The 25,431-nt window shown below is 49.1% G+C and carries 23 protein-coding genes and 1 pseudogene; 7 read left to right on the forward strand and 17 right to left on the reverse strand.

What is annotated here, in order from left to right:
- Positions 1–6: 6 nt before the first annotated feature.
- The 9 genes from BTA51_RS07035 to BTA51_RS07075 form a co-directional block, all read right to left on the reverse strand.
- Positions 7–1,593, reverse strand: coding sequence for an autotransporter domain-containing protein (locus BTA51_RS07035; RefSeq protein ID WP_094706680.1), 1,587 nt, complete (start codon positions 1,591–1,593; stop codon positions 7–9).
- Between the two features lie 442 nt (positions 1,594–2,035).
- Positions 2,036–2,314 carry a hypothetical protein gene (locus BTA51_RS07040; protein WP_094706681.1) on the reverse strand — a complete coding sequence of 93 codons (279 nt, stop codon included), beginning with the start codon at positions 2,312–2,314 and terminating at the stop codon, positions 2,036–2,038.
- A 10-nt stretch (positions 2,315–2,324) separates the two neighbouring features.
- A complete protein-coding gene (locus tag BTA51_RS07045) occupies positions 2,325–2,747 on the reverse strand; it encodes a DUF6174 domain-containing protein (RefSeq protein ID WP_094706682.1) in 423 nt (140 codons plus the stop codon).
- A 148-nt stretch (positions 2,748–2,895) separates the two neighbouring features.
- Positions 2,896–5,454 carry an Ig-like domain-containing protein gene (locus BTA51_RS07050; protein ID WP_094706683.1) on the reverse strand — a complete coding sequence of 853 codons (2,559 nt, stop codon included), beginning with the start codon at positions 5,452–5,454 and terminating at the stop codon, positions 2,896–2,898.
- Positions 5,455–5,736: 282 nt separating this feature from the next.
- Positions 5,737–6,522, reverse strand: a complete 786-nt coding sequence (locus BTA51_RS07055) for a hypothetical protein (protein WP_141215560.1) — start codon at positions 6,520–6,522, stop codon at positions 5,737–5,739.
- Positions 6,523–6,937: 415 nt separating this feature from the next.
- A complete protein-coding gene (locus BTA51_RS07060) occupies positions 6,938–7,330 on the reverse strand; it encodes a DUF2750 domain-containing protein (RefSeq protein WP_094706685.1) in 393 nt (130 codons plus the stop codon).
- 310 nt (positions 7,331–7,640) lie between these two features.
- A complete protein-coding gene (locus tag BTA51_RS07065; RefSeq protein ID WP_094706686.1) occupies positions 7,641–8,234 on the reverse strand; it encodes a hypothetical protein in 594 nt (197 codons plus the stop codon).
- A gap of 174 nt (positions 8,235–8,408) precedes the next feature.
- A complete protein-coding gene (locus BTA51_RS07070) occupies positions 8,409–9,323 on the reverse strand; it encodes an RNA polymerase sigma-70 factor (RefSeq protein WP_094706687.1) in 915 nt (304 codons plus the stop codon).
- Positions 9,323–10,579, reverse strand: a complete 1,257-nt coding sequence (locus BTA51_RS07075; protein ID WP_094706688.1) for an NAD(P)/FAD-dependent oxidoreductase — start codon at positions 10,577–10,579, stop codon at positions 9,323–9,325. The genes BTA51_RS07070 and BTA51_RS07075 overlap by 1 nt, the downstream gene beginning before the upstream one ends.
- Positions 10,580–10,836: 257 nt before the next feature.
- Between BTA51_RS07075 and BTA51_RS07080 the strand changes: the two genes are divergently transcribed.
- From BTA51_RS07080 to BTA51_RS07090, 3 genes are all read left to right on the forward strand, one after another.
- A complete protein-coding gene (locus BTA51_RS07080) occupies positions 10,837–11,577 on the forward strand; it encodes a glutathione peroxidase (protein WP_094706689.1) in 741 nt (246 codons plus the stop codon).
- Between the two features lie 207 nt (positions 11,578–11,784).
- Complete coding sequence (locus BTA51_RS07085; RefSeq protein WP_094706690.1) at positions 11,785–13,254, forward strand: dihydrolipoyl dehydrogenase; 1,470 nt, start codon at positions 11,785–11,787, stop codon at positions 13,252–13,254.
- A gap of 103 nt (positions 13,255–13,357) precedes the next feature.
- Positions 13,358–13,783, forward strand: a complete 426-nt coding sequence (locus tag BTA51_RS07090) for a CBS domain-containing protein (protein ID WP_094706691.1) — start codon at positions 13,358–13,360, stop codon at positions 13,781–13,783.
- Between the two features lie 16 nt (positions 13,784–13,799).
- Here the strand turns inward: BTA51_RS07090 and BTA51_RS07095 are convergent, their stop codons facing one another.
- A complete protein-coding gene (locus tag BTA51_RS07095; RefSeq protein WP_246840955.1) occupies positions 13,800–14,261 on the reverse strand; it encodes a thioesterase family protein in 462 nt (153 codons plus the stop codon).
- A 14-nt stretch (positions 14,262–14,275) separates the two neighbouring features.
- Entirely contained in the window at positions 14,276–14,929 is a 654-nt protein-coding gene (locus tag BTA51_RS07100) for a DUF2959 domain-containing protein (protein WP_094706693.1), read from the reverse strand.
- A 167-nt stretch (positions 14,930–15,096) separates the two neighbouring features.
- On the opposite strand from BTA51_RS07100, the gene BTA51_RS07105 reads away from it, so the two are divergent.
- The 3 genes from BTA51_RS07105 (at position 15,097) to BTA51_RS07115 (ending at position 18,762) form a co-directional block, all read left to right on the forward strand.
- On the forward strand, positions 15,097–15,516 hold the full coding sequence (locus BTA51_RS07105) for a DUF4399 domain-containing protein (protein ID WP_168188086.1): 420 nt from the start codon (positions 15,097–15,099) through the stop codon (positions 15,514–15,516).
- Positions 15,517–15,704: 188 nt separating this feature from the next.
- Positions 15,705–17,549, forward strand: coding sequence for an ABC transporter ATP-binding protein (locus BTA51_RS07110; RefSeq protein ID WP_094706695.1), 1,845 nt, complete (start codon positions 15,705–15,707; stop codon positions 17,547–17,549).
- 106 nt (positions 17,550–17,655) lie between these two features.
- Positions 17,656–18,762 carry a branched-chain amino acid ABC transporter substrate-binding protein gene (locus BTA51_RS07115; RefSeq protein ID WP_094706696.1) on the forward strand — a complete coding sequence of 369 codons (1,107 nt, stop codon included), beginning with the start codon at positions 17,656–17,658 and terminating at the stop codon, positions 18,760–18,762.
- 79 nt (positions 18,763–18,841) lie between these two features.
- Here the strand turns inward: BTA51_RS07115 and BTA51_RS07120 are convergent, their stop codons facing one another.
- From BTA51_RS07120 to BTA51_RS07140, 5 genes are all read right to left on the reverse strand, one after another.
- Complete coding sequence (locus BTA51_RS07120; RefSeq protein WP_246840956.1) at positions 18,842–19,594, reverse strand: DUF2461 domain-containing protein; 753 nt, start codon at positions 19,592–19,594, stop codon at positions 18,842–18,844.
- A 67-nt stretch (positions 19,595–19,661) separates the two neighbouring features.
- Entirely contained in the window at positions 19,662–20,621 is a 960-nt protein-coding gene (locus BTA51_RS07125) for a fatty acid desaturase family protein (RefSeq protein WP_168188087.1), read from the reverse strand.
- Between the two features lie 216 nt (positions 20,622–20,837).
- The gene (locus tag BTA51_RS07130; protein ID WP_168188088.1) at positions 20,838–21,626 is read right to left on the reverse strand and encodes an ABC transporter substrate-binding protein; all 789 of its coding nucleotides are present in this window, start codon (positions 21,624–21,626) and stop codon (positions 20,838–20,840) included.
- Positions 21,627–21,736: 110 nt separating this feature from the next.
- On the reverse strand, positions 21,737–22,735 hold the full coding sequence (locus tag BTA51_RS07135) for a serine/threonine protein kinase (protein ID WP_094706699.1): 999 nt from the start codon (positions 22,733–22,735) through the stop codon (positions 21,737–21,739).
- A 40-nt stretch (positions 22,736–22,775) separates the two neighbouring features.
- Positions 22,776–23,540, reverse strand: coding sequence for a DUF1566 domain-containing protein (locus BTA51_RS07140; RefSeq protein ID WP_246840957.1), 765 nt, complete (start codon positions 23,538–23,540; stop codon positions 22,776–22,778).
- A 133-nt stretch (positions 23,541–23,673) separates the two neighbouring features.
- Between BTA51_RS07140 and BTA51_RS07145 the strand changes: the two genes are divergently transcribed.
- Positions 23,674–25,053, forward strand: a complete 1,380-nt coding sequence (locus BTA51_RS07145) for a substrate-binding domain-containing protein (protein WP_094706700.1) — start codon at positions 23,674–23,676, stop codon at positions 25,051–25,053.
- Positions 25,054–25,268: 215 nt separating this feature from the next.
- On the opposite strand, the pseudogene BTA51_RS07150 reads toward BTA51_RS07145, so the two are convergent.
- Positions 25,269–25,431 (reverse strand): annotated as a pseudogene (locus BTA51_RS07150) (carbohydrate ABC transporter permease); the annotation flags it as partial.

Here is a 25,431-nt window from a genome sequence, read left to right on the forward strand (position 1 = left end):
CCCTGGTTACATTTCATAGCGCAGGCCGGCCAACAGCTGGTAAGCAGACACATCGGAGTATCCGCCCGTCATGCGGGCCTCGATAAACGTGGACAGGCCGTTGGTAAACACTGATACCGCACCAATGCCTGCCTGATAAAAAAACTGGTCCTCTTCGTCTGCTTCAACTTCAAAAACATTGTTAGGATCTGTATCGAAAGCAAAGCGACCCACGACATTACCCTGGTCAGCAAAGGCTTCACTCATCAGGGCTATATCAGCCGTTGGGGTCAGGACACCCCATTCATAACTCAGGGCATATTGGCCCTGAATACCCAGGCTCAATGTCAGTTGGTCCAGCTCTTGCTCCCCTAACTCAACCTCCCATCCTTCAGCTTCGTTTTCCGTGTAGCCATCAATTTGGCTATGCAGGTACGCAGCTCTGGCATAGGGGTATAGAGTGAGAGCTTCATGGGACCAGAGATACTCAGCCGAGGTACTTAGATAAATCTGGTCACCACTGGTTTCACCCTGAGCTGTAACATCCAAAGTACTGGTCGGTTCCTCGTACTGAATGTGACGCTTGCTGTCATAGTTACTGGTGCCATAGCCAAGTTGGCCGGTTAGACTCAAGTTCCCGGATTGATAGGTCAGATAGCCAATCAGGTTGAGGATATCGGTATCCACTTCACCGCCGTCGTCACTGTACTCCAGATCATTCTGGGTCCAGCCAACAGCTCCACCTGCCACGAGTTTCGACGTAACACGATAATCCGCCCCGACAACCAGGCCGTTGGCGTCGTAGTCAAAACCGCTTTCCAGATCAGTTGTATCCTTTTTCGCCCCTTCATGAAGAATGGTGGCGAAGAAGCCCAAACGGGAAGGTGAATCATCACCGGCAGCACCGCCAGTCAACGATTCATTCATAGCGATACCGTTAATGGAGAAACGATTGATACCTCGAATCAACTGCGCAGTACGTTGGCCCACAGCACTGCTTTGATTGGCCGTCGCTCCGGAATTGCTGCGCATCAGTGCAACAGTTTCCTCAGGCCCGATCTTATTGACGATTCCATCAATGCGGTCTGGGTCTGTCGCGCTCAGTTCCAGCAACGCCTCACAACGTTCAAGCGTTTTCCGGCTGCCGGAAGATAGCTCATCTTCCGGTGTCGACGTCAGTCTGATGCACATATCATCCAATGCACTGGCCACGCTGCGGTCATTACGTCCAGCAGTAAATGGTGTCACGATGGTGTCTGCCACATTGATACTGACTGTGGCAGCGGTCTCGCTGACCTGTTCATCAGAGGCGATCAGGGTATAGGTGAATGAATCTGCGCCCAGATAGTTTTCATCTGGTGAGTATTTGATAGAACCGTCGCCATTGACGGTAATAATGCCATGGGCTGGTGATGTAGTGCTGTCAATGAATATACTGTCGCCATCCGGATCAAAGTCGTTCCGCAGGACATCAATCGTAATATCCTTGTTGACCGGAACAGTCCGGCTATCGTCCACAGGAACCGGGGCCGCAGCGAGGGCAAGTGGAGACAACAGTATAAACCCCGCCGGAACCAGCCAACGGAAAGTATGCAGAGAGTCTTTCTGAATCATCAGTCATCCTTGCTCTTTGTAAGGTTATAGCTTTTTGTAGGGTTATCGTTTTGCTTGTTTCATTTGGCAGTTAACAGACTGCCTGTCGTTATTATTTGAGTACCATGCACTTCCAAGAGAATGCTCTTTGAAGCTCAAGTGATACCGAATAGACCTTTTAGGATTGGTATAGTCGACGGCCGTATCTGGTATTTTAAAGACGCTGTCCTGCCACACACCCATGACAAAGGCGTGCTGGCTGACAACTGTTGGCGGTGGAGTAAGATCTAGTTATTTAGGTTTCTAGTTATCTATATTTCTAGGTATATGTTCGTGCTTACGATCTGTCCTGATCGTCAATGTTATGCATCATGCAAAGAGGTGGCATTTTATCTTGATAAAGAAGTGAGGGACATAGGCCAAATGGTAGACCAGTTCTCAATCATTCCATTGGAGGAGGGCGTTAATCCAAATCCAACCCTCCACGGCCAAAGAATGAACCCAGCGATCTCAATGCCAACGCAATGGCTTTGAACGGCATATCAATGATGAAATCCAGAATATCGATAATGTCGGAATCATATCCCTCACTGTTCTTTGGCTTAATAAAATGTGCCAGCAAAAATCCAACAATCACTCCGATGAGAACAAATACATTGAACCCATGAACAACAAGATCAAAGACCAGATAGCAGGAAAGAAAAAACAGACCGACGGCCAATATATATCTCAAGGTGTGCACGATATACTCCTTATTCTGACTTATCCGAAGTATCTTCCAAAAACTCAAGGTCTTTTACTGTAACAAAAGAATTACCATCAACCTGATTCTTCCGGTTCACAGTCACGCTACTTGGATAGCCATATTGGTCATCATAGACGACCTCGACCACTGCTTCGGTGTCTTTGAGTGAATTGAATGCAAAAGTAAACAGATCATTAATTGTGGCAAACTCACCGTCTTGATTGTTATTCAACGATCCAGGTACAACCACAAAAGTTTTCACTAAATGCGTTCTACCCATCCTTGATTCCAATTCAAACCTGTAATTCTTGCCATATGAGATTATCTGCCATTGATTCTTGGCAACAACCATCTCTTCAATTTTAGATTCACCGGACTGACAACAACTGGCAAGCAAAACAAAAGCTAATAACAGGAGAATGATTCTCAAAGCCTATACTCCCCCAATATCCCAGCTACTGAGAGGTGGAGTATAAAGAAGGGAGAATGTATATTTGTCACCTGCCACTTTGAATACATAATCCTATGGCTCCAAAGCGAGATAGCTTGCCATCCCCCATAATTACCAACCGATGTCCTCAATGATACTTTCGAATAACTGGACCAGGATTAGCCACATTCATACCTTGCTCCCAATTGACCCAGATTTCACCGTTGCTCAGTACATTCAAACCAAAGTTTCCAGCATTTAGTTCGATATCATTAAGAACCGTTGGTAGTCCCCAGATGCCATCTCTATAAATTGCCGCCTTGAGATCCGAGTACTCATACCGATCCCTTTCTCGCCATACCACTGCAAAGCCTCCAGATGGGAGAGCCTGAAGCTTGCTGAGAACGTATCGAGTATGAGGATCCAGAGCATATGGTTCACTCCATTCGCCACCATCCGCGTATTCAGAGGTATAGAAGTCCCCACTCATCCAAGAGCTCCACGCAATCAGGGCCCGCCCACTATCGTCACTTACTAGTGAGATCGAATTGTTAGCATTTGCGTCAGTCACCTTTTTGGGGTCACTCCATCCGGCTTCTGGCGTAAAACTCGCCCACTGAATTCCCTTACCAGTAAATTGAAAATCTCCCCATACTGCGATGGCCTTTCCTGGAGATATAAAGGACACCTTGGGAGACTGTGAAGTAGCGGTACTAAGAATTTGGGCTTCCTCCCATCCTTCTCCCGCTTTGTAATAAATGGCTTTTACACTCCCTTCACCTGTACTGGTATCCCATATGGTTAACGCATTTCCATCATCATCTATATCAACGTTGACCCATCCCCAATAATCGTCTGACTTATTGCTAAGTAATGTGGGATTACTCCAGGTTTTACCATTAAATGACAAGCCTATGAGAATTCCATTTGAGGGCTCACTACTACCGACACCAAAAGACAAAATTCCTTGCCCCGAATCATTGAATGCTATCTGTATATTGTTAAGCCGTTGATCATTCTCAGTTTGATAGAGCAAAGAGGACTTTATCTCTCCAGACTCAAACGAGTAACTTGTAATCCACAGTTCTCTAGTATCATCAACCCGCTTGATCCATAAAAGCTTAGCGCTGTCATCTGTTAGGGTGGATACTGAAATGACACTCAGTGGATCACTACTTTCAGTAATCTTAGCCATATCTACCAGATTACCCTCATCATCATATCTGGAAACCCAAGCGACGTTCGCCTCGTACCAGAAAAGAATGCCATTTCCGTTTCTATCCACAGAGAAAATGAGATTGTCATCAGATATCGAATGTTCTGTGAGAGGCTCGACGTCTCCCCAGGAACCTTCGATTTCAAAACTCCATATATATGCATCTCCGAGCGTATTTTGCTGTAGATCTGATATATCTGCGCTTAATCTGGCAGTATAGGATTGCCCAATAACCAAATCCGAAATTGGTGTCAAAAATGCGGACTTTGAGTCCTCATCATAACTAATCAGGGCAGGTATGGGCTGTTTTCCGTTACTTAATACAAAGGCAGAATCGGTGATTGATGTGGGCAACATTCTCTCACTGAAGGTAGCGCCTATTGTTAAGTTGCCGGCTGTCGTTCTGTCGCCATTCTTTGGTTCGGTAGAGATAACCCTAGGAGCTGTAGTATCGAAAACGGAACTATCTAAAGGTGCATCGTCATACGCATCGTCAATACCATCTCCATCATCGTCAGGATCAAGGTTATTACCGATCCCATCATTGTCAGTATCTACAGATTCCATTCCATCAAATGGCAAAGCATCCAGCGAATTTTCAACACCATCATTATCGATATCCGGAGTGACAATAATCCCTGAAAAATAGCTGGCAATGACAATTCCCTTTATGCTTTTCAATCTTATGATTGCAGTCTGGTTCTCGATCTCATCAAGTTGCCTGTCCAAAAACCAATAAGTCGAATCATCTAATTGGTCCATCAGGATCTCATCGCCATCACCGAATTGAGCAGTTGCATATGCAGCTCCTGTGGCCGAATCCAAAATTGCCTCTATACGCGCACTATGAGTATCGTTAAGTGATGGCTTAACTAACAGATCGGTAAATTGTGGGAAACTATGCCCCAATTGATCGCTTCCAATCTCATTTGACATCAATGCTGCGGTTTCGAAATAGTGATTCAGAGCGATATCCGGACTAACGACAACTCGACCATCCATAGTTAAATTGGCAACAATATTTGTAAGATTGGAAGAAATAGTGTCGGCAGAAACTTCATCCGATAACGCTTCAGCCCGTGCTCTTACCTGGTCTGAAATTGCAATCCCGTTATCTGGATTCCTATCCTCATCAAGGCTTTGAAGTAATTGCATTATAGTGATGGCAGAGCTATCTGAGGCTTTTGATGCACCGGTCAATGAAACTGGCGTATGTATAACTTGACCAACTACCGGTACAGAATTCAACCTGATATTTCCGATTCTGAACTCGATAGATTCCCCCTCACGATAATGAAACTCACCCTTGGAGTTAGTAATACCGCTTGTTGTTGGTGTTTCATATGAAACACCCTTAACTGCCGAGTCTACCAATTGACCGGTTAAAATAGAGGGCGGAGACCCAGCGTTATTCTCTGAACTTCCACCACCGCCTCCACCGCAGGCAGAAAGCAAAGAGACCAGACTTAAGAATGGTAGATACTTTAGCATCGAAGATTCCTTTTGATACAACATCCTGGCAGGAAAATTTAGAATTAGAAGAAGCTACGGCGAGTTAATAATCTCAAAATTATGAGAGGGCATACTACAGACTAAGCAAGCCCAAAAGTGGCCACATTAGACAATAATTAGTCACGTTAAACAAGATATCTTCAAACGTACGTATCTTATTCCTGTGTACAGAGAGTCTGACATAGAATAAGGAGAAACCTCACCAACTGATCCGATGAGAGTTTCTCCATAACAACTTTCTCAATAAAGGTCGGTTCAAGTTTAGTATTTGGCTCTGGCCGTCCATTTAAGGAAGATCACCAGCGCAGTTAATAATATAACCTCGAAGGGGCTGCCTGAACCGCCTCCCGATTTCTTGTAATTGTTAACTGCCTCCCACTGGTCCTTTTTATGGCCATTGTCGTCGGCTGCCGCCAAGTTAGTCGAATCAGGTGACTCTCCAATAACATCATTCATGGAAATGGCATTAGACAAATTAAACTCTTTTAGCCCGTCCAACACTCCACTGACTTCCGTGCCGAAGTCTTTAACAGAAGAAACCAGGCTTTCGATGGATTCTTCATTTCTTCCATTTTCCTGGGTAGCAACAGGTGTCATGTAACGGGAACGGCTGTCCAAACCGGAGGCTCTGAAAATTACCGCATTGCTGGGAAGGTGGACTATAGTACCCTCTATTACCGAGGTGGTTGTCGTTTTCACTGACGGAACCGTAAATGCCGGAATAATGGCAAAATCCATTAATGCAGAAAAACCGTTACGATCACTACGTTGATCTTGTTGATAGGTGATCACTGTCAAAATATCAACACCATAAAGCTGTCTGATTTCCTCAAGAGAATGCTTTTCATAGATATCACTTCTGTTAACGACAATGACTCTATTGACATAATCACTGTTTTTCAAAAGCTCGGCTTTAAGGGTTCCAGCCGCCAAACGTAAAGTTGAATCCGGAACCATAGAGGTGTTGTTAGACGGGACCATTAAAATTCCAACGGCTGCCGGAAACACTAAGGGCTTTTTATTTTCGGATATCAGCGAGTCTTTCACCGGACTAAGAATCTGATCCAAGTCGACTGAAGCAGAGTTGCGGGGACTAATGGCACATCCCTGCAACATGATGAGAGGCAGTATAAAAACCGCCAGGCTTTTTAGAATTCGCATGTTTCTTATCCCTGTAGTTCTCATTGTTGTCGTTTGATGAATAAGAGCTACATGATACGAACAGCGACAGAACACTGAACGATGATGAGGTAAGTGCAATCAATCACACCTTTGAGTATCGTTCAGTAATACTTAATACAATTTTGGGGCTTATAATTCCCAGCCTCTGAGCTACCAAGTTATGTGATAGAGAGCCCTATCGTTACGAGAGAATTCCCAGGGCTTTCTCTATTGCGAAAATATCAACGCGTCACCGATAACTTAAAGAACCAATAGTAAAAATTAAGAGCTTTTCGTGCATTTATACCTGATTGGACAGCTCGTTCTTCAGATCGTCTCTTAACTCATCTGCTGGCATGATCCAGCTTGAATCGTCCATCGACGAAGGGAAAACATTGACCTGCAAGCCGTCGCGTTGCAGTCCGGGAATCCATTTATTCAGGAAGTGGGGGAGCGCGATGCTTTTGGGAATCAATCCCTCATTCAGGTCGCTGGCGTACGCTTTGGCGAAATCCTCAGCGGGCCAGATAGGGAGGTATTCAATATCCTCTTCTTCCGAAAACAGCTTCAAAAACTGGTCGTCGCCATTGATAAGAATCCAGATCTCTTTGCTGTCCACCATGTCCACCAGTGAATAGTCATATCTCTCATCACAACTTAGTTTCAGTATTTGCTCAATCTGATCTTGATTCATGTGCTTTCTCGACTTATCAAAAAGAATGCTGGCGCTCTATGAAGCGAGCTAATTGCATGCGGGCTTTGCCGCTTAGGATACACCTGTGAGGAATGGATTGCGCTGTAAAGTTTTGGTCTCGCTCCTCTGTTCAAGCCACCTAGTTCTATGAGGACTGTAACACCAACGGGAAAGGTCATTAACAGTTGGTTCAGGTGAATACCAACCTGAGCCATGAAGGAGAGGGCGGGATATGAATAATAATTTTCGAAAGCAGTAACTTATCGGAATCACCTCTCTTCAAACATGAGAGGTGATTCCTGCGCGACCATTAACAGACATCGGCATCCTCAACTCTGAGGATCGCCAGGTTAGGCGTACCCGAAGCCGTCGTACGACTTAATATTGCTTCGATATAGTAGGCATTCCGGGTGAAGTTGAAGCTGGTCGAAAAGCACCCGTCACTGACGGTAAGGGTTTGAAAACCAGCACTCGGTGCAACCGTATCACTATCAAGAGACAGTAGTGTGGTTGTGGTGCCCGACAGGTAATTGTATTCCCTCAAATACAATCTCACTCTGGCTCCCGGCCCGTTATCCCTGAATCGGGCACTGAGGCGTTTGTTTACCCCGCCGTTTTCCAAATCACCTGTGGCCGTGACGTTGTAGCGGAGGGTTATGCTGCTGTTTGCCGGGGCCGCTGGCAGAATCCCTGTGTAGCCGGAGCTCATAAAGAACTCACTTAAATCGGCTTCGTCCACCACACCCGCCGAGCCTACAGAGGTCCAGGGAGACGCTGCCAGTGCTGTACCTGCCACGCCGGTCATAATTGCCGCACCGGCAATTGAGATCAATCGGCGTTTCCATGAAACAGAGTTCTTCAATTGATAGTGGCTATCGGTGACTTTTTCCTGGTATTTCTTCATGTTGTTATCTCCCTGTCATTTTTACATTTACTGCTTCATTGCACGATTCGCCTCAGGTGATTTCACTGCCTGAAAAACACCTGACAGGTACACTGAATCGAAATGACAGGATAAAGATATCCCTGCTGATCCTCCGTGACATATTGCAGACTAAAAGTGTGAGAAATACCCAATTCAGCCGTTCGCCAGCAGCCCCTTGAGCTTATCCGGATTTCGCATGATATAGATATTCGACAGCTTATCTCCATTCCAGGCAAAATGGACGCAGGACGAAACCTCCTCCCCCTGCACCACCAGCATTGCAGGTTCTCCATTTACCTGGCGGATTTGAATACGTGAATCCGGGCTCAAACCGCGACGAACGGCCTTGATGAATTCCAGAATGCGGGACGCCCCATAAAGAGGCCGAATCACCGCAAGCGCTTTGCCGCCGCCATCCGAGTACAAGATGGCATCTTCTGCCAGCATTGATAGCAGCTTCGCGTCATCACCGCTGGCCATAGCGTTGATGAATTCACTCATAAGCGTTTGATGTTGACTGTTGCTCGCTTCAAATCTGGTGCGATCCAGTTTAAGAGCCTGACGCGCCCGACGCTCTATCTGTCGGCAATTGCTCGTGGATTTTTCCACAATCCGGGAAACTTCTAGATGATCAAATCCAAAGACTTCTCTCAACACGAACACCGCCCGCTCCACCGGGGTCAGCTTTTCCAGGAGGTGCATAAATGCCATGGAGAGCGACTGGTACAACTCTGTCCGTTCTGCCGGGCAGGGCAGTTCTTGTTCCTGATCAGCCAGGGGTTCCGGCAACCAGGGTCCGATATAGTCCTGGCGGGATTTATCCCGGCGAAGGTGATCAATGGCCAGCCTCGACACAATGGTTTTGAGAAAGGCTGCAGGAGATTCCAGAGAATCCAGATCTACCTCGTGCCATTTCAAAAAGGCTTCCTGAAGAATATCTTCGGATTCCATCACTGAGCCTGTCATGCGGTAGGCGATACCAAACAGCAGGGATCGCTGCTGTTCGTACAATGATTCATGAGTTATTTGGGTTGGGTTATCCACAGCCAATATTTTATCCTCTGACATCAGGCTTTCTCCACGCCGATTGATTGTACCTTATCGGAACGTCCCATCATGATTCCACCAGCAGTATTAACCTGAGCGAGATCATGCCCACCAGAGGTGGCTCCTTTCAACCAGGTATAAATTGGCCAACCGGTTGATAATTCCCATTTCACTGAGTAGAAGGTCAATCTGCATATGAATTCCTTCAGCCAGCGACCACCTGTGCGAATTAGAAAGAAGTTATTCGGCCGGTCAGCACTATCGGTAAATTGTACCAACCCAGCAGCTCGCCCCAGCGATAGGCAGCGCATCACATAGCGGAACCGGAACGGCTTCACTGGCTTGCCCAGCAATTGACGTTTGATTGCGCCACCAACATAAGCACCATGAGGCATTGCCGTAACACAGCCCATACGGTGAGGCTGATCATCTGCACCAACCACCCTGGCGCTATCACCTACAGCATAGACTGCCTCGCTGGAAACAGATCGTAGGAATGGGTCCGTCACCACTCGTCCGATCTCATCCACCTCCAAACCAGACTGACCCGCCACCGGGCTCACTGAAAACCCTCCGGCCCATAGGCACAGATCATGTTCCAGCCACTCATTATTTCCCAGTCGACAACGCTCTTCAGATACTTCTTCAATAGATTGTTGTTCATACAGATCAATGCCCAGCTTCTGGAAGCGGGAATACAAGTAATTTCGGGCCTCTTCAGGATAATCATCGGCAATAACAGAACGGCTCACCAGACTGACCTGAAGCTGGGAGTACGCCTCCGCAAGCTCAGTGCTTATTTCCAGGGCTCCCAGCCCTCCACCGATCACCGTTACCCGCCCTGCTCTGACAATCTCCACCGCAATCTCCAAAGCCTGCTGGTAAGTATTCACACAGTGGACATATTCCGCCACCCCCGGAATGGCAGCTTCATCCATCGTGCTACCCAAGGCGTAAATCAGGATGTCGTAATCCAATACTTTATCACCGTCCGGTGTAGCAATTTCCACACGCCTTTCGGGAGTTTGCAGAGCCACCACTCTTGCCTGAATAAATTTTACCTTATCGCTAAACACCTGTTCGTAACGGAGACTGGCAGGATTTCTGCCGGCCATCACTTCATGCAGGCGAATGCGCTGTTCGAAGCTACTTTTTGCATCCACAAGGGTAATTTCGATGGGTTTACGACAATTTCGTAAACGACTGATGGCCATCATGCCGCCATAACCACCGCCTAGTACCAGGATTTTCGTTTTGCGCTCATCTTTATCTGCCATTCCCTATATCTCCTGCATCATTCCCACTGACAGTGAATGCCTATGGGACGACTTAATGTGAGGTGCTCTTGAATAAGAGACGCAGGAGACACGGGAAATGTGACATACAATTTTCTATAGATTTTCCATTATTGATAGCTAACACCTATTAAATAGTTAGCAACTAACAATTTTAATTATTAGATAGACGATACCTATAATGACTTCCGTATTCAGGACAAACCATTTCACACAAAAGAATTTTGAGGAGTATATCCATGTTAGCGAACCGCGAAGGACAAAGAGTTCCACAGGTCACATTCAATCTGCGTGAAGGCGATAAATGGGTACAGGTCACCACTGATGATCTGTTCGCCAATAAAACCGTCGTATTGTTCGCCCTGCCGGGAGCATTCACACCCACCTGTTCATCAACACACTTACCCCGCTATAACGAGCTGGCACCGGTATTTAAAGCGAACGGTGTTGACGACATTATCTGTCTGTCCGTAAACGACACCTTTGTCATGAACGCCTGGAAGGAAGACCAGAAAGCCGACAACATCCATTTCCTGGCAGATGGAAACGGCGATTTCTCCGAGGGCATGGGCATGCTGGTGGAGAAAAAGGACCTTGGTTTCGGTAAGCGTACCTGGCGCTACAGCATGCTGGTGAAAAACGGCATCATCGAAAAAATGTACATCGAGCCGGACGTACCGGGCGACCCATTCCAGGTGAGTGATGCCGACACCATGCTGAACCACATCAATGCAGAGGCCAAATTGCCACAGCGAGTGACCGTATTCAGCAAACCAGGGTGTCCACACTGTGCCCGCGCTCACAAACTGTTGACTGATCGTGGTGTCAGCTTTGAATCCATCACTCTGGGTGTGAACGGTCTGAGCTACAGCTCACTTCAAGCTGTCACCGGGATGGGTACCACACCACAGGTATATATCGACGGAGAACGCATCGGCGGTGCCGACGACCTGGAAGCTTACTTCGCTGCCCAGGCCTGATGCCTCGCGGTAGAAATACTGACTCAAGGGATGCTCGATTGAGACAAGGATGTCTGTTCTACGTAGTGATCTGGAGCCGGTCTCAGTATCCATTTGTATGAACTATTGAAAGCAAATTGAGTCTACTCAATTCAGGCTCCAGTTCTTCCACTACTATTTTCAGATGTCGAATTTCCGGAAAACGGACAAAAGCTACAGGACAGACCCATGATCACAAAACAAGTTGATGTTGCCATCATCGGTGCCGGAACAGCAGGCATGGGTGCCTACCGTGCCGCACGAGAACACACTGACAGCATATTACTCATTGAAGGAAATCAATACGGCACAACATGCGCCCGGGTCGGCTGTATGCCCAGCAAACTGCTTATTGCCGCTGCAGAAGCAGCTCACCACCACCGTCATACAGATATGTTTGGGGTGGCTTCCAACGACCCGGAAATTGACGGTCGTAAAGTCATGCAACGGGTACGCGCCGAACGGGACCGCTTTGTGGGCTTTGTGAAGGAGTCCGTCGAGGGCTTTAAAGCCGAGCATAAGGTGATGGGCTACGCGCAATTCACAGGACCAAACACTCTCAAGGTTGGTGAAGACTTAGTGGTCGAAGCCAAAAAAATAGTTATCGCAACCGGTTCCCGCCCTAACATCCCCGGATTTCTGCATGGAGCCGGAAACCGACTGGTAGTGAATGATGACATTTTTGAGTGGGAAGAGTTGCCCGCTAGCGTTGCAGTCTTTGGTCCCGGAGTGATTGGTCTGGAACTTGGACAGGCACTCTCCCGTCTGGGGGTTGATGTCCGCATGTTTGGTGTAGGCGGCGCTATCGGACCGATAAAGGACCCGGAAATTCGCGATTATGCAGAAAAAGTATTCAACCGGGAGTTCTATCTGGACCCGGATGCCAAGGTAGAAAGTCTGGAACGTACAGAAAATGGTGTTGAAATTACTTACCAGCATCGGGAAAAAGGTCTGATCACTGAAACCTTTGATTATGTTCTGGCCGCCACTGGCAGGCGCCCCAATGTAGACAATATCGGTATCGAAAATGCGGGCATCGAGCTGGATGAACGAAACGTGCCGGTGTTTGACCGTTACACCATGCAAACACGCAGCCTGACGGATTCAGGCGGATCCAGGCCAAGCCATATTTTCATGGCCGGGGATGCCAACAATGATCTCCCCCTGCTACATGAAGCCGCCGATGAAGGCCGTATAGCAGGAGACAACGCGGGACGCTTCCCGGAGGTTCGTTCAGGTAAACGTCGTACAGCACTGGGTGTGGTGTTCAGCGATCCACAAATTGCCAATGTCGGGCTATCGATTCAGGAAGTCCAGGAGCGTTGCCGCAGCTGTTACGCGACAGGACATGTCTCCTTCGAGGACCAGGGGCGCAGCCGGGTTATGGGTAAAAACGTCGGACTGTTAAAGGTTTACGGCGAACAGGGCACTGGTTTATTCCTCGGTGCAGAAATGGTCGGGCCGGGTGCCGAACACATCGGGCACTTGTTGAGTTGGGTAGCCCAACGTCGACTGACCGTATCAGAAATACTGGAGCTGCCGTTCTATCATCCAGTGATTGAAGAGGGTGTGAGAACCGCCCTGCGCGACCTGAATAGCAATCTCCAGCTCGGACCTGCTGTCATTGAACGTTGTATGGACTGTGGTCCCGGCGCATAAAGGTGTACAATTTTTAACCGTAAGGCTCCAGCTTATATCCACCTGGAGCCGGGTGGCCAGAAGAGCAGATAGCCCCGCCCGCCCACAACAAGGGAGATAAGCGATGAACGAACATATCCTAGTCAGTGACTTCATGGACCGGCAACCTGCAGTGATCTACTGCAATACTCCACTGACCAAAGTAGTGCAGGTGCTGATCAACAAAGGTATTACAGGGGCTCCGGTCATAAACTCCAAAAAAGAGGTTTTGGGGTTTATCTCCGAGAAAGACTGCATCAAAAGCCTGCTCAACAGCAGTTATCATGCGGAAGAAGCCACATCCGTCAACGATGTCATGAGAAAAGAAGCACTGACGTTAAAGCCCGATGACAGCATTATCGACCTTGCCCATTTTATGGAAGACCACACACCAAAAGTCTATCCCGTTGTGGATGAAGGCAAACTGGTCGGGGTGATCTCCAGAGCGCATGTGCTTAGGGCACTATACAACCAGCAGACCGGTTCCGGCAGAAAGAGTCGCGCCGCCTGACACTGACAAGGGCAGTCTACTCAGACTGTCCTGTCAGACCGTGAGCATCCATCGCACGGCGATGGCACTCGACAAACGCCTTTGGCATGCGGGCGGGGCGCCCGCTGGCCATATCGATACAGGCATATCGGCATTTAGCCCTTACCAAAGTGCGACCATCCCGGCGACGTACGATCTGAAATTGCCTGGATGATGTCAGGCGACCATCGCAACCCGTAATCCAGGTGGCAATCATCAGCTCTTCCCCTGCATAGGCACTGGCCAGGTAATCAATTTCCGTGCGGGTGATTGCCATCGCCTTGCCAGATTCCTCATGGGCCTGCCAATCCATACCCAATGGTTCAATATGATGCCAGCTCACTTCCTCCATCCAGCGCAAATACGCCGTATTGTTGGTATGACCAAGACGATCCGTATCCTCTTCTACCACCTGAATCGGACGCGTATGGGGATTGGCTAAATCCCATTCAATTTCCATGGTCATATCCAGGATCAGCTTTTTTGCAGTTCGGCGATAAACGCCTCAGATTCAGCAATGGATTTCTCCATATCCTTAATCAACCGGGCAACATTGGTTTCCACCGATTTCAATTCTCCCTTCAGACCATCAATGGCACGGGCATTTAGGTTGTGCTTGAGGTAAAGCACTTGGTCACGCAGAGCATTCAGTACCGGCTCCATACGCTTTTCCGCTGCTCGCATGGCGCCGATCAGACTGGCATATTTACGCTTGGTTTCACGAAGTTTATTGGCACTATCCTGACGCAGTTTGCTACTGGTATAGAGATTCAGCTCTTCTTCCCATTCATCAAACAGAGCTTCAGACACATCTTCAACGGCATCAATCCGCTTGCTCACATCATCGGCAGCGTCCTGACTGTCTTCGTAAGCGGCATTCAGTTCATCGTACTGGTCCTGAAGGTCCGTATCCTGTTTACCAAACATCTGCTGGAATTGATCCAGTGCCGAACTGAATTCCTCTTTGGCATCCTGTTGAGCATCCCGGGCAGCCTCTACTCTGTCCACCATGATATCGCGTTTGTGAATACCCACTTTTTCCATAGCGCTGTAATAAGCGCTCTGACATGCACTGAGGGATAAGATTGCCAAAACGGCCCAGGACAGTCGCCAATATTTCCGGATCATTTGTCATCCTTTTTCGTTATAAAGTGTTGAATTTACTAGCCCAAATCCACCTAGGGTTCACCCTGGATTTCGTACGGTACTCTTACTATATTGTGCGCTCCAATTGAGGAGGTTCGGTCTATCTACCGTTTATGGACAGAATTTATACCAGATTAAAGGACTACGCTATGAACGCCAAAGTTTTATGCTGTACAGCCGGTCTTGCTTTGACCACTCTCACGCTTCCCCTTGCAGCCTTTTCAGCCGTCCCTTCACAGCAAGGGACGCAAGCATACATCATCTCACCTAGTGATGGAGCCAAAGTACCTTCTCCTGTCACTGTTCAGCTCGAACTTCATGGTTTCGGAATGCCTTCTGCCGAATCACAGTCTCAAAGAGCCGGCCACTACCACCTGCTGATAGACGGAAAAGTTCCTGATATGACAAGGCCGTTGGGAGGGAATGTGAAGCGCTTCGACGGCCAGACCGAAGTATCACTGTATCTTCAGTCTGGCCAACATACCTTGCAGCTGGTCTTCGTCGACCATAATCATCGACCAGTGAATCCGCCCGAGATTTCCAATCTGATATCTATTACAGTGGAATAATCATCGTGGTATAAAAGCGGTTACCTCCCCTACAGACGGAGAGCCACTGCAACGGGGTAATCCGTCTGGTATAAATAACGACTTAACATTCGATATTTGGCATTAGTGGCATTCCTACTTGCATAATATGCTCAAAGGCTTAGCTTATAAGCCTTTGTCCCTAAATACTCTATTCCAAAGAATTCAGCATGACATCCAGCGCCCAGTTAACCAGTTTCCAAGCCCTCCTCAGTCTCTTGCGCTATGCTCGCGGCTATCGTCGCCGCATCATTTCCGCCAGCCTGTGCTCTATCATCAATAAGCTCTTTGATATTGCGCCGGAGATCCTGATCGGTATAGCCATCGATGTGGTGGTCAATCAGGAAGAAAGTTTTGTTGCCGCCATGGGCTTTTCCACGCCCAAGGAACAAATTCTGATATTGGGCCTTCTCACTTTTTTCATCTGGGCCGGAGAATCCCTGTTTGAATACCTGCATCTGATCCTGTGGCGGAATCTGGGCCAGCGCCTGCAGTCCGATCTGCGCCAGGATGCCTATGACCATATCCAGAGGCTGGACATGGCGTTTTTTGAGGCCCGTAGTTCCGGTCAGTTGGTGTCGGTGTTGAATGATGATGTTAACCAGCTTGAACGATTCCTGGACGGCGGGGCCAACAATCTGATCCAAGTCTTTGTGACAGTTGTGGCCGTCGGCGCGGTGTTTTTCGTTCTATCTCCTTTTATTGCGCTGCTGGCCTTTACGCCTATTCCCATCATTATCTGGGGAGCCTTCTATTTTCTGCGTAAGGCAACACCACTATATGCGGATGTCCGTGAAAAGGTCGGAGGGCTGGCTTCACGTCTGGCGAACAACATTGGCGGTATTGCCACCATCAAGAGCTTCACTGCAGAGTTGATGGAATCCCAGCGCTTACGGGAGAGCAGTGAGCGCTATGTGGAAGCCAATCGTAAAGCCATCGCCGTCAGTTCCGCGTTTATTCCCGTGATTCGTATGGCCATCCTGGCCGGCTTCCTGGCCACCTTTACTATCGGCGGCTTTATGGCCCTAGAGGGTGATCTGAATGTGGGCGCCTATGGCGTGTTGGTATTCCTGACCCAGCGTCTCCTGTGGCCTTTGACCAATCTGGCTCAGACCGTTGACCTGTTCGAACGGGCCATGGCCAGCACCCGTAGAATTCTCGGGCTGATTGAAACCCCGATAGATGTTCGAGATGAGGGTACCCGCACTCCTGATGCGCCAATCAAAGGTGAAGTCAGCTTTCAACAGGTGGACTTTGAATATGCCGCTGGCGCCGGTGGTGTTCACCGGGTGGATTTGAACGTCAAGGCCGGGACCACCCTGGCACTGGTGGGTGCCACCGGATCGGGCAAGTCCACATTGATCAAACTTCTGTTACGGTTCTATCGCCCTCAATCCGGCCACATCGACCTGGATGGCATCCCTATAGAACAGTTGCCACTGAAAACGCTCCGTGGCGCCATCGGCCTGGTCAGCCAGGATGTGTTCCTGTTCGAGGGTACGATCCGCGACAACATCTCCTACGGTCATCCAGGGGCCGGAGACGATGCCATCATCGATGCCGCAAGAACGGCGGAAGCCTGGGAGTTTATTCAACGTCTGCCACAGGGATTGGACACGCCAGTAGGCGAGCGCGGGGTCAAACTTTCCGGCGGCCAGCGTCAACGCTTGTCCCTGGCCCGGGCACTGCTGAAAGATCCACCGATCCTGGTGTTGGATGAAGCCACCAGTGCAGTGGATAACGAAACCGAAGCCGCCATTCAACGCTCACTGAAACGAATCGCTCACGGCCGCACCATCGTAATGATCGCTCATCGTCTGTCCACCATTGTCCATGCGGAAAACATCGTTGTACTGGAGCATGGCAGAATTGTGGAGCAGGGGAATCACGAGCAATTGCTGGAACGTCGCGGCGCTTACTGGTCGCAGTGGCAGGTACAGACAGGTGGTGTTCTGGACGATAGGGAGGAAACCATCGCAGATTCCGGGCAATCCCCCAATCCGGCGACCACTTGATTCTGCCAAATGATATAAGGGTTTTACGCTATAGACCCGAGCTTTATTTAACGGCTTACTCGGTGATCGTCACACAATGTTAACAATAACACTTAGGAAAAAACCTATGACATTCAAGTTGCGTTCTCTAGCCGCTCTTGTTGCTGGGGTTGGTCTCAGCCTTTCCGTCAACGCTGCCGACACAATTAAAATTGGTATCGCCGGGCCTCAGACCGGTTCTGTTTCCCAATATGGTGAAATGCAATTTAATGGTACTCACGCCGCCATCGATATGATCAATCAGGCCGGCGGTGTCAACGGAATGATGCTGGAAGCCGTTGAATATGATGACGCCTGTGAACCGAAGCAAGCGGTCGCAGTAGCCAACAAAGTGGTTAACGACGGTATTCAGTTCGTAGTAGGCCACCTCTGCTCCAGCTCTACCCAGCCTGCAACTGACGTCTATGAAGACGAAGGGGTTCTGGCTGTTACCTGTTCCACCAACCCAGGCATCACTGAGCGTGGGCATCAGTTTATCTTCCGTACTATCGGTCTGGATTCCGCCCAGGGTCCCACCGCTGCCAAATACATCTCTGAAGTGGTCAAACCCAAGCGCGTTGCCATCATCCATGACAAGCAGCAATACGGTGAAGGTATTGCCAGCGCGGTTAAAGCAAGCCTGGACAAATCAGGCGTCAATGTTGTGGCCTTTGAAGGTATTACCGTTGGCGACAAAGACTTCTCATCCCTGATCGCCAAATTGAAAAAAGACAATGTGGATTTGGTTTATTACGGCGGGTATCACCCAGAACTGGGACAGATCCTGCGTCAAAGCCATGCTTCCGGCTTCAGTCCCCAGTTCATGGGACCTGAAGCTGTGGGTAACAAGGAAATTTCAGCGATTGCCGGTGAAGCGTCAGAAGGCCTGATCGTAACCCTACCTTCCCGCTATGACCTGGACCCACGTAATTCCAAAATCGTGGATATGATGAATGCCAAGGGTCAGGATCCCACCGGTCCTTTCGTCTGGACCAGTGTTGCCGCCGTACAGGCGATGGCCCACGCCATGAGCAAAGTCGGTGCGGACGATTCTTCCAAGGTGGCGGATGTCCTTCGTTCCGAAACCATTGATACTGCGATGGGTCCATTGACCTGGGACAGCAAAGGCGACCTGAAAGGATTTGAGTTCGGGTTGTTCAAATGGCATAAGGACGGTACTTCATCGCCGCTGTAACGCCATCGGCATAATGAGCAACATACTAAAGGGCTGATCAATTCAGCCCTTTTTTATTGCTGGATCAGTTAGTGGCGAATCAGTAGGGCACTTCCATTGCGTCACATAAAAACTTCACTAACGGCCCCGCTGCGGCAAAAGCGCCGCATACGGTTTTAACCAGGTTAGCCTTTTCTGCCTCATCAGCAGGGTACTCTGACATAGCAAAAAAGCTTTTCCGCTTAATATCCTCAAGGTGTTTTTCATCCGCTGAAAATCCCTTCGGGGGTCGGCTGAGCCCATCTCCCGATACGCCTCCATGAGCCTTCAGTAGTTTCTTATCCGTAATCACCTGCTGCCACTGTTCTGGTTTATCACGAATCCGCTCACGGATCTTCAACAAGGATTTTGGTTCCGGCATCCAGATGCCGCCACCACACATCATACGGTCTGTTCCGAAATGCACATAAAATCCCGGCGTATGCACATTCTTATAAAACTGATGACGAAACTGTGCCGCTGCGTGGGTTTTATAGGGCGTTTTATCCTTGGAAAAACGAGTGTCCCGGTAGATTCTGAAAATTGAACCGCCGTTGAGACGGGGATCCGCGACAAAGTAGGGTGAAATCTTCATCAACTCCGGTTCCATGGCTTCAATGAAGGCCACTAAAGGTTGCTGGACATCCTGCTTGAACCGGGTTTTGTTTTCTTCAAACCATTCCCGATGATTGTTGTTGGTTAATTCGTTAAAGAACGCCAGAAATGAGGGGGAGAATCCCGCAGCCATAGTGATAGGTTCCTTGGTCATTCGAGTCATAGGGTCTGCAGCCGCGACACCCAGAACCCATTCCACAAACGGGATCCTTCAACGGCCAGAAGTGATTTTGTCTCAATTCAGGGATGTAGAGAAGATCCTGACACTATGCTGACATTGCTTTTCGGATGACATCGGGATAGCCGTTTACCAAAGCATCAGGATGATGCTGGTAGAATCCGCGCTGCTTCAGCAACTGATGCATGCGGGGCAGATGATACCCTGGCACCGTCGGCAAGGCGTGATGTTCACAATGATAGTTAACACCGTGTGGGGCAAAAATAAGACGTTCCCACCAGCGGGCAATGGTGGTGCGGGTCGTGTCCCTGACATCTTCCGAGGCCAGGGCCGGCATCGCGGCATGCTCTGCGATTTGCCGAATTCGAAGAATAAACGGGTATCCGAACAGGAACGCCACCCACCACCATAACAGCAGCTCAAGATGCCCAAAATAGCCTAACAGCATCGCTGCAGAACCATGCACCAGCAGTAACTGACTGTAGTTCACCAGCGTGGCGTGTACGACTTCTTCCCGGCTCACTTCCTGCTTTTGAACACCCATGGATATGGCATTCCCCGGCCTTCCTGTATTTACGTACAACATCAGACCAATAAAGCTCTTCAGCCCGGATCGACCGGTAAAATCCCGCCACATTTTGCGCCGGAAGCTCTGCCTTGTGACCGGGTAGGATTTGATATTATCCAGATCAGGGTCGTCCAAAGTTCCTGTCCTGGTATGGTGGATAAAGTGATATTTGCGATAAAAGGGTAAGGGAACCAGAACCCACATGCCTGCAAACCAGTGACCGGCTACATCATTCAACCAGGGTGTTCGGAACCATGATCTGTGGGCACATTCATGCAGTAGTACACCCAGCCCCATTTGGCGGTTGGAGAAGATCCAAAGCAGGAGTAGCAAAGTGGCGATATTGGGAAATAGGACATAAAGGACGCTCACACCAGCAATCATCCCCCAAGAGACGATAAATCCCATAGTGCCCCGGAAATTAGACCCCGTTCTTAATTCTTTTTGTTCTTCTGCTGACAGGAAGTTTGTTATTTTCATTCCTATGATCATTGATGTGAACGTTCATTCACTCTAAACCCCGACCACAGAGTTGATAATGGGGATAACTTCCAAAAGACTGACAAAAACGCTCAAACTTTGATCGGGCCGAGATGCTTATTCAGGTTGTATGGATATTCGTTCAGGTCGTAGGGATACTTATTTAGGTTGTAGAGATACTCGTTCAGGCTGGTGAAGCACATTCGGTTAGTGAGACTACTCCGGCAGAACATTGCTGGTATTTTCTTCTTTGTCCAGACTCAGGTACTGGAGCGCGATTTTACGAAAACGTCCTTCCTTGGCCAGCTTGGAATAGCCACGGTTGAAATCCGCCACGATATCCAAGGCGTGAGGGATGGTCTTCGCCACAATCAAGTGCAGGCCATGAACGGTAATTTTGCGTCGGTGAACCAGAATATCGTGCCGTTGTTGCTCGGAAAAATCACTTCGCAATATGTCCAGACCAACCAGGTAAGAAGCGGGAAACGCATCCAGGCGACCCACTTTCAACATGTCGAAGCCGATTTTATCTGAGTTGATCATAATGGGATGAAACTGTCGGCCATCGACAGCCTCCACCCATTCCTTGGAATACTGGTATCCGAGTACTCCCCCAATGTTATATTGACTGAGGTCGCCGTAATCATCCCAATCGAAGTTACTGTCACGCCGGTAGAAAAAGACGTTGGTAGTGACAATTACCGGAATGCTGTAATAGAAATGCTCACGCCTTTCTTCCCTGTCAGCCCATAGATAGCTGGCATCATAATGACCATCCTGAGCCTCTCCAAAGGCGCGTTTCCATGGTAAAAAATCGAGTTCGATATCGTACCCGGCATTAGCAAAGCTTTCCCTGAGGATAACAGCCGCCATTCCTTCATCAGGCAGGTCTTGTCCGATATAGGGTTCCCAATTACCGACCGAAACCCGCAACGTGGGATCTGCCATCGCAGCCCCCGCGATAAAGAAGAATGTGGCAAGAAATATCCCGGCTCGCTTCATCATTCGAACTCCCGCCATTCCCGGTTTTCAATTGGCCAGTCATATTTTCTGCCACTGATAATTGGGGTTAAACAGCCAGTTATTAATTCTGTACTTAAATTAAAGATAGACCGCTAGATGGGTAATGCCAAAGGAGGTTCCTTGAGCAAGGACAATTGCTCGCGTAGCTCCAGGATATGTTCTCCCCAATACCTTTCCGTATTGAACCAGGGGAAATTGCGTGGAAATGCCGGATCTTCCCAGCGACGGGCCAGCCATGCACAGTAATGCAACATGCGGAGTGTCCGCAGCGGTTCAATCCACTTCAATTGTCGTAGAGGAAATTCATAGAACTCCTCATACCCTTCCACAATCTCGCTGAGTTGCTGAACCTGGAGATGGCGCTCCCCGGACAGCAGCATCCAGATATCCTGAATCGCCGGAGCCATGCGCGCATCATCAAAGTCCACAAAGTGAACATAGTCATCACGCCAAAGCATATTGCCAATATGGCAGTCTCCATGAGTTCGGATACAACTCTGCAAATATTCTTCATCCAGACGCTCCCTGAGAATGGCCAACAGATCCCGGGTCAACGACCCGTAGGCTGATTTCAGACTATCCGGAATAAAGTGTGCGCTGACAAACTCCACACATTCTTCACCATAAGAGCGAACATCAATGGTGGGGCGATGCTGAAAAGATGAAGTGGCTGATACAGCATGTATCCGTCCCATCAACCGACCCAGAATAAACAGATTATCCATTTGATCGAGTTCCGGTGCGTGACCCCCTTTGCGGGGATACAGGGAAAAATAGAATCCCTCAAAGGAACGGACACTCTCACCATCTTCTCTTCGTAAAGGGGTGACTACCGGGAGCTCATGGCTTTCCAGTTCATAGGTGTAATCGTGCTCTTCCTTGATCTGCGCATAATCCCAGCGTCCGGGACGGTAGAACTTGGCAATCAGGGGAGAGGCGTCTTCCACTCCCACCTGGTAAACCCGGTTTTCATAACTGTTTAGAGGGAATATACGGCCATCACACCATAAACCCTCCGCTTCCACCGCATTGAGGATGAATTCAGGGGTGAGCTTTTCAAAGGGATGTAATTCGCCTGAATCGGAGGTCATTGGGTCTGTCAGCCTATTTATGGTACTTGGGAGCTACAGTCTAGGGCTGTGCGTTGAAAATGTCATTCAGCCTGGGAGTTTCTGTCACCAGCCGGACATGAAAACTCAGCCGTTTTTCTGCGATATAGGGAAAGCCGTTATGAAAATCTACCGACCAGGCCAGACTGGGGCTTTCAGGTACTTCGGTACGGGTCCAATAACGGCCGGACATGGTTTGCGGAAAATAACGTGTATCAATGTCCGGATAATAATTTGTCGGGTGATCAAGCAACCGGAGTTCATGCGCTTCCGGCAAACGCCACTCATGGGATCCACAGGGTTTTTCCTGGCGCATTTCGTCGATAAACCCTTGTGTGTCGCAGCTGGTACCGTAGCAATCCCCCTGGTCCTCACTACCGGCTTTGATATCGTCGGCTCCTTCAATATTGTTTTCTGGATCAGAAAAGAACCAGGAATAGGTATGCTCACGATCCTGCCATCCGCCATCATCACGCTTGACCTCCCATAACAAGCCGGTCGAGCTGTCATAGACACAGGTCCAGAAATCAGCATCCGCCGGCAGCAGATTGCCCTCAAAATCCACTTTGTAAAAGCGTTCCTGTCCACTCTCCACGTTATCTGATGCTATTTCTACGGATGAATGGACGGGGACTTGAGGAGGAGTACTTTGCGAAACATCTGAGGGCAGAGGAAAGGTCAGGGATGAGGAAGAGGAGCCCGGGTGAAGTAACTTCCAACCAAGCCATAACAACAAAAAGATTCCAATCAGGAACAAAACCAGAACAATGACCCGGGATCTACTCAATCAACCACCACAATGTTCAGACTTTTACATAAATTCACGCAAATCGCGCGATCCGCCCACAAAGCAAGCATTGAGACTGTAACAGTAACACTATATGATCCCGCGCTGAACTTTTCAGCTATAGGTTTTGCAAATGCTTCAAGTGGTTAGATCAACACTCTGGACGCGATTCACACCATGGATGATCTTTTCAGGATTCTTCTTCTTTTCAGCCAACACTTTAGCTTCTCAGCCTTTGGATAAGGCACTGCAGTCCAACCCGGACGATCTTTTTGCCATTCACGGTTCCAATACCATCGGCGCTCATCTGGCTCCGGCTTTAGTGACTGAATACCTTCGTCTTCATGATGTTAAAAAACCACAGCTGAGCAACACTAAAGTGGAGAACGAACGTTACATTACTGCCAGCCTGAACAGCCATCAAAGTAAGGTTGTACTGGCGGCCCATGGTTCCAGCACCGGATTCAAGGCCATAGAAGCAGGTAATGCAGACATCTGGGCCTCTTCCCGTCCTGCCAAAGACAAAGAAGTCGATGCTTTGAGGGAAAAGGCCGACCTGTCCTCCATGTCCTCTGAACATGTCATTGCTATCGACGGTCTGGCGATTCTTGTACATCCCAAGAACCCCATTAAAAAGCTGACCAAGGCGCAGTTAGAGCAGCTATTTTCCGGCACGATCAAAAACTGGAAGGAACTGGGCGGTAAGGACCAGAAGGTCAATATTTATGCCCGTGATGAGGCTTCCGGTACCTGGGACACATTCAAAACACTGGTCCTGGGCAAAAACAAACTGGTTGATACAGCCAAGCGCTATGAATCCAATGACCAACTGTCTGATGACGTCAGCAAGGATCCCGGCGGAGTCGGATTTGCAGGCTTTGCCAGCATCCGCGACAGCAAGGCGGTTGCCATAGCCGACAGCGATACATCTCCTGCGATTCTGCCCAGCCGCCTGAGCATCGCCACGGAAGACTATCCGCTGTCCCGGCGACTGTTTTTCTACACTCTGGGAGTCCCCCAGGATGCGGTGGTTAAGGACTTCATCGACTTCGTGCTGTCCAGCAAAGGGCAAAAGGTTGTTGGCGAAACCGGCTTTGTGGAGCAGAACCTTCTCGCGGTGGAGCCTCAACTGGACGATACCGTCCCCGAATCCTTCAAGCGTATGACGGCCAATTACCAGCGTCTGTCAGTCAATTTCCGTTTCACGGAAGGCCGCACCAAGCTTGATAACAAAGCCCAAAGAGATATCCAGCGGGTTGTGGATTTTCTGAAGGACAACAGCCGGGAGGCCCGCGAGTTGATGCTGATCGGTTTTGCCGACCAGCAGTCCAATGAATTCCGTGCCCAACAAATCTCTGAGCTGCGTGCACTGTCTGTACAGAAAGCCCTGAAAAAAATGGGGGTTGAGGTGAAAGCCTTCACCGGTTACGGTCAGTATATGCAGGTTGCTCAAAGTGGCGGCCAGACTGGCGCCAGCCGCAACGGACGCGTGGAAGTCTGGATCAAACGCTAAGTGCTATGCTCTCTCAGGCCGCTGTTCAGGCGGCCTGAGCGGGATTACCCTACTTACGAACCGCCTTGCCTTCCTTGTCAAACAATCGCCTTTCCTTATCAAACAGATGACACCGCGCCGGCTGTCGTCTCACCAGATCCCCATAGCTCGGCTCAAAATCCCTCGGCACTCTGACTGTCAGGATCTTTCCCCTTGTCGCTTTCACGTTGAATAAGTTATTTCACCGCACCGAACGACAGTCCGCGCACCAGTTGTTTCTGGCTCAGCCAGCCGAAGATCAGGATCGGCGCACAGGCCAGGGTCGAGACGGCGGAGAGCTTGGCCCAGAACAGTCCTTCGGGGCTGGAGTAGCTGGCCACCAGGGCGGTCAGCGGAGCC

The sequence above is a fragment of the Hahella sp. CCB-MM4 genome, from assembly GCF_002260525.1.
Taxonomy (GTDB): domain Bacteria; phylum Pseudomonadota; class Gammaproteobacteria; order Pseudomonadales; family Oleiphilaceae; genus Hahella.

Bases quoted from the DNA above. Each gene is read 5' to 3' on its own strand.
- BTA51_RS07035 (WP_094706680.1), bottom strand. From the start codon at position 1,593: ATGATTCAGAAAGACTCTCTGCATACTTTCCGTTGGCTGGTTCCGGCG.
- BTA51_RS07050 (WP_094706683.1), bottom strand. From the start codon at position 5,454: ATGCTAAAGTATCTACCATTCTTAAGTCTGGTCTCTTTGCTTTCTGCC.
- BTA51_RS07060 (WP_094706685.1), bottom strand. From the start codon at position 7,330: ATGAATCAAGATCAGATTGAGCAAATACTGAAACTAAGTTGTGATGAG.
- BTA51_RS07065 (WP_094706686.1), bottom strand. From the start codon at position 8,234: ATGAAGAAATACCAGGAAAAAGTCACCGATAGCCACTATCAATTGAAG.
- BTA51_RS07070 (WP_094706687.1), bottom strand. From the start codon at position 9,323: ATGTCAGAGGATAAAATATTGGCTGTGGATAACCCAACCCAAATAACT.
- BTA51_RS07075 (WP_094706688.1), bottom strand. From the start codon at position 10,579: ATGGCAGATAAAGATGAGCGCAAAACGAAAATCCTGGTACTAGGCGGT.
- BTA51_RS07080 (WP_094706689.1), top strand. From the start codon at position 10,837: ATGTTAGCGAACCGCGAAGGACAAAGAGTTCCACAGGTCACATTCAAT.
- BTA51_RS07085 (WP_094706690.1), top strand. From the start codon at position 11,785: ATGATCACAAAACAAGTTGATGTTGCCATCATCGGTGCCGGAACAGCA.
- BTA51_RS07090 (WP_094706691.1), top strand. From the start codon at position 13,358: ATGAACGAACATATCCTAGTCAGTGACTTCATGGACCGGCAACCTGCA.
- BTA51_RS07095 (WP_246840955.1), bottom strand. From the start codon at position 14,261: ATGGAAATTGAATGGGATTTAGCCAATCCCCATACGCGTCCGATTCAG.
- BTA51_RS07100 (WP_094706693.1), bottom strand. From the start codon at position 14,929: ATGATCCGGAAATATTGGCGACTGTCCTGGGCCGTTTTGGCAATCTTA.
- BTA51_RS07105 (WP_168188086.1), top strand. From the start codon at position 15,097: ATGAACGCCAAAGTTTTATGCTGTACAGCCGGTCTTGCTTTGACCACT.
- BTA51_RS07110 (WP_094706695.1), top strand. From the start codon at position 15,705: ATGACATCCAGCGCCCAGTTAACCAGTTTCCAAGCCCTCCTCAGTCTC.
- BTA51_RS07115 (WP_094706696.1), top strand. From the start codon at position 17,656: ATGACATTCAAGTTGCGTTCTCTAGCCGCTCTTGTTGCTGGGGTTGGT.
- BTA51_RS07125 (WP_168188087.1), bottom strand. From the start codon at position 20,621: ATGAAAATAACAAACTTCCTGTCAGCAGAAGAACAAAAAGAATTAAGA.
- BTA51_RS07130 (WP_168188088.1), bottom strand. From the start codon at position 21,626: ATGATGAAGCGAGCCGGGATATTTCTTGCCACATTCTTCTTTATCGCG.
- BTA51_RS07135 (WP_094706699.1), bottom strand. From the start codon at position 22,735: ATGACCTCCGATTCAGGCGAATTACATCCCTTTGAAAAGCTCACCCCT.
- BTA51_RS07145 (WP_094706700.1), top strand. From the start codon at position 23,674: ATGCTTCAAGTGGTTAGATCAACACTCTGGACGCGATTCACACCATGG.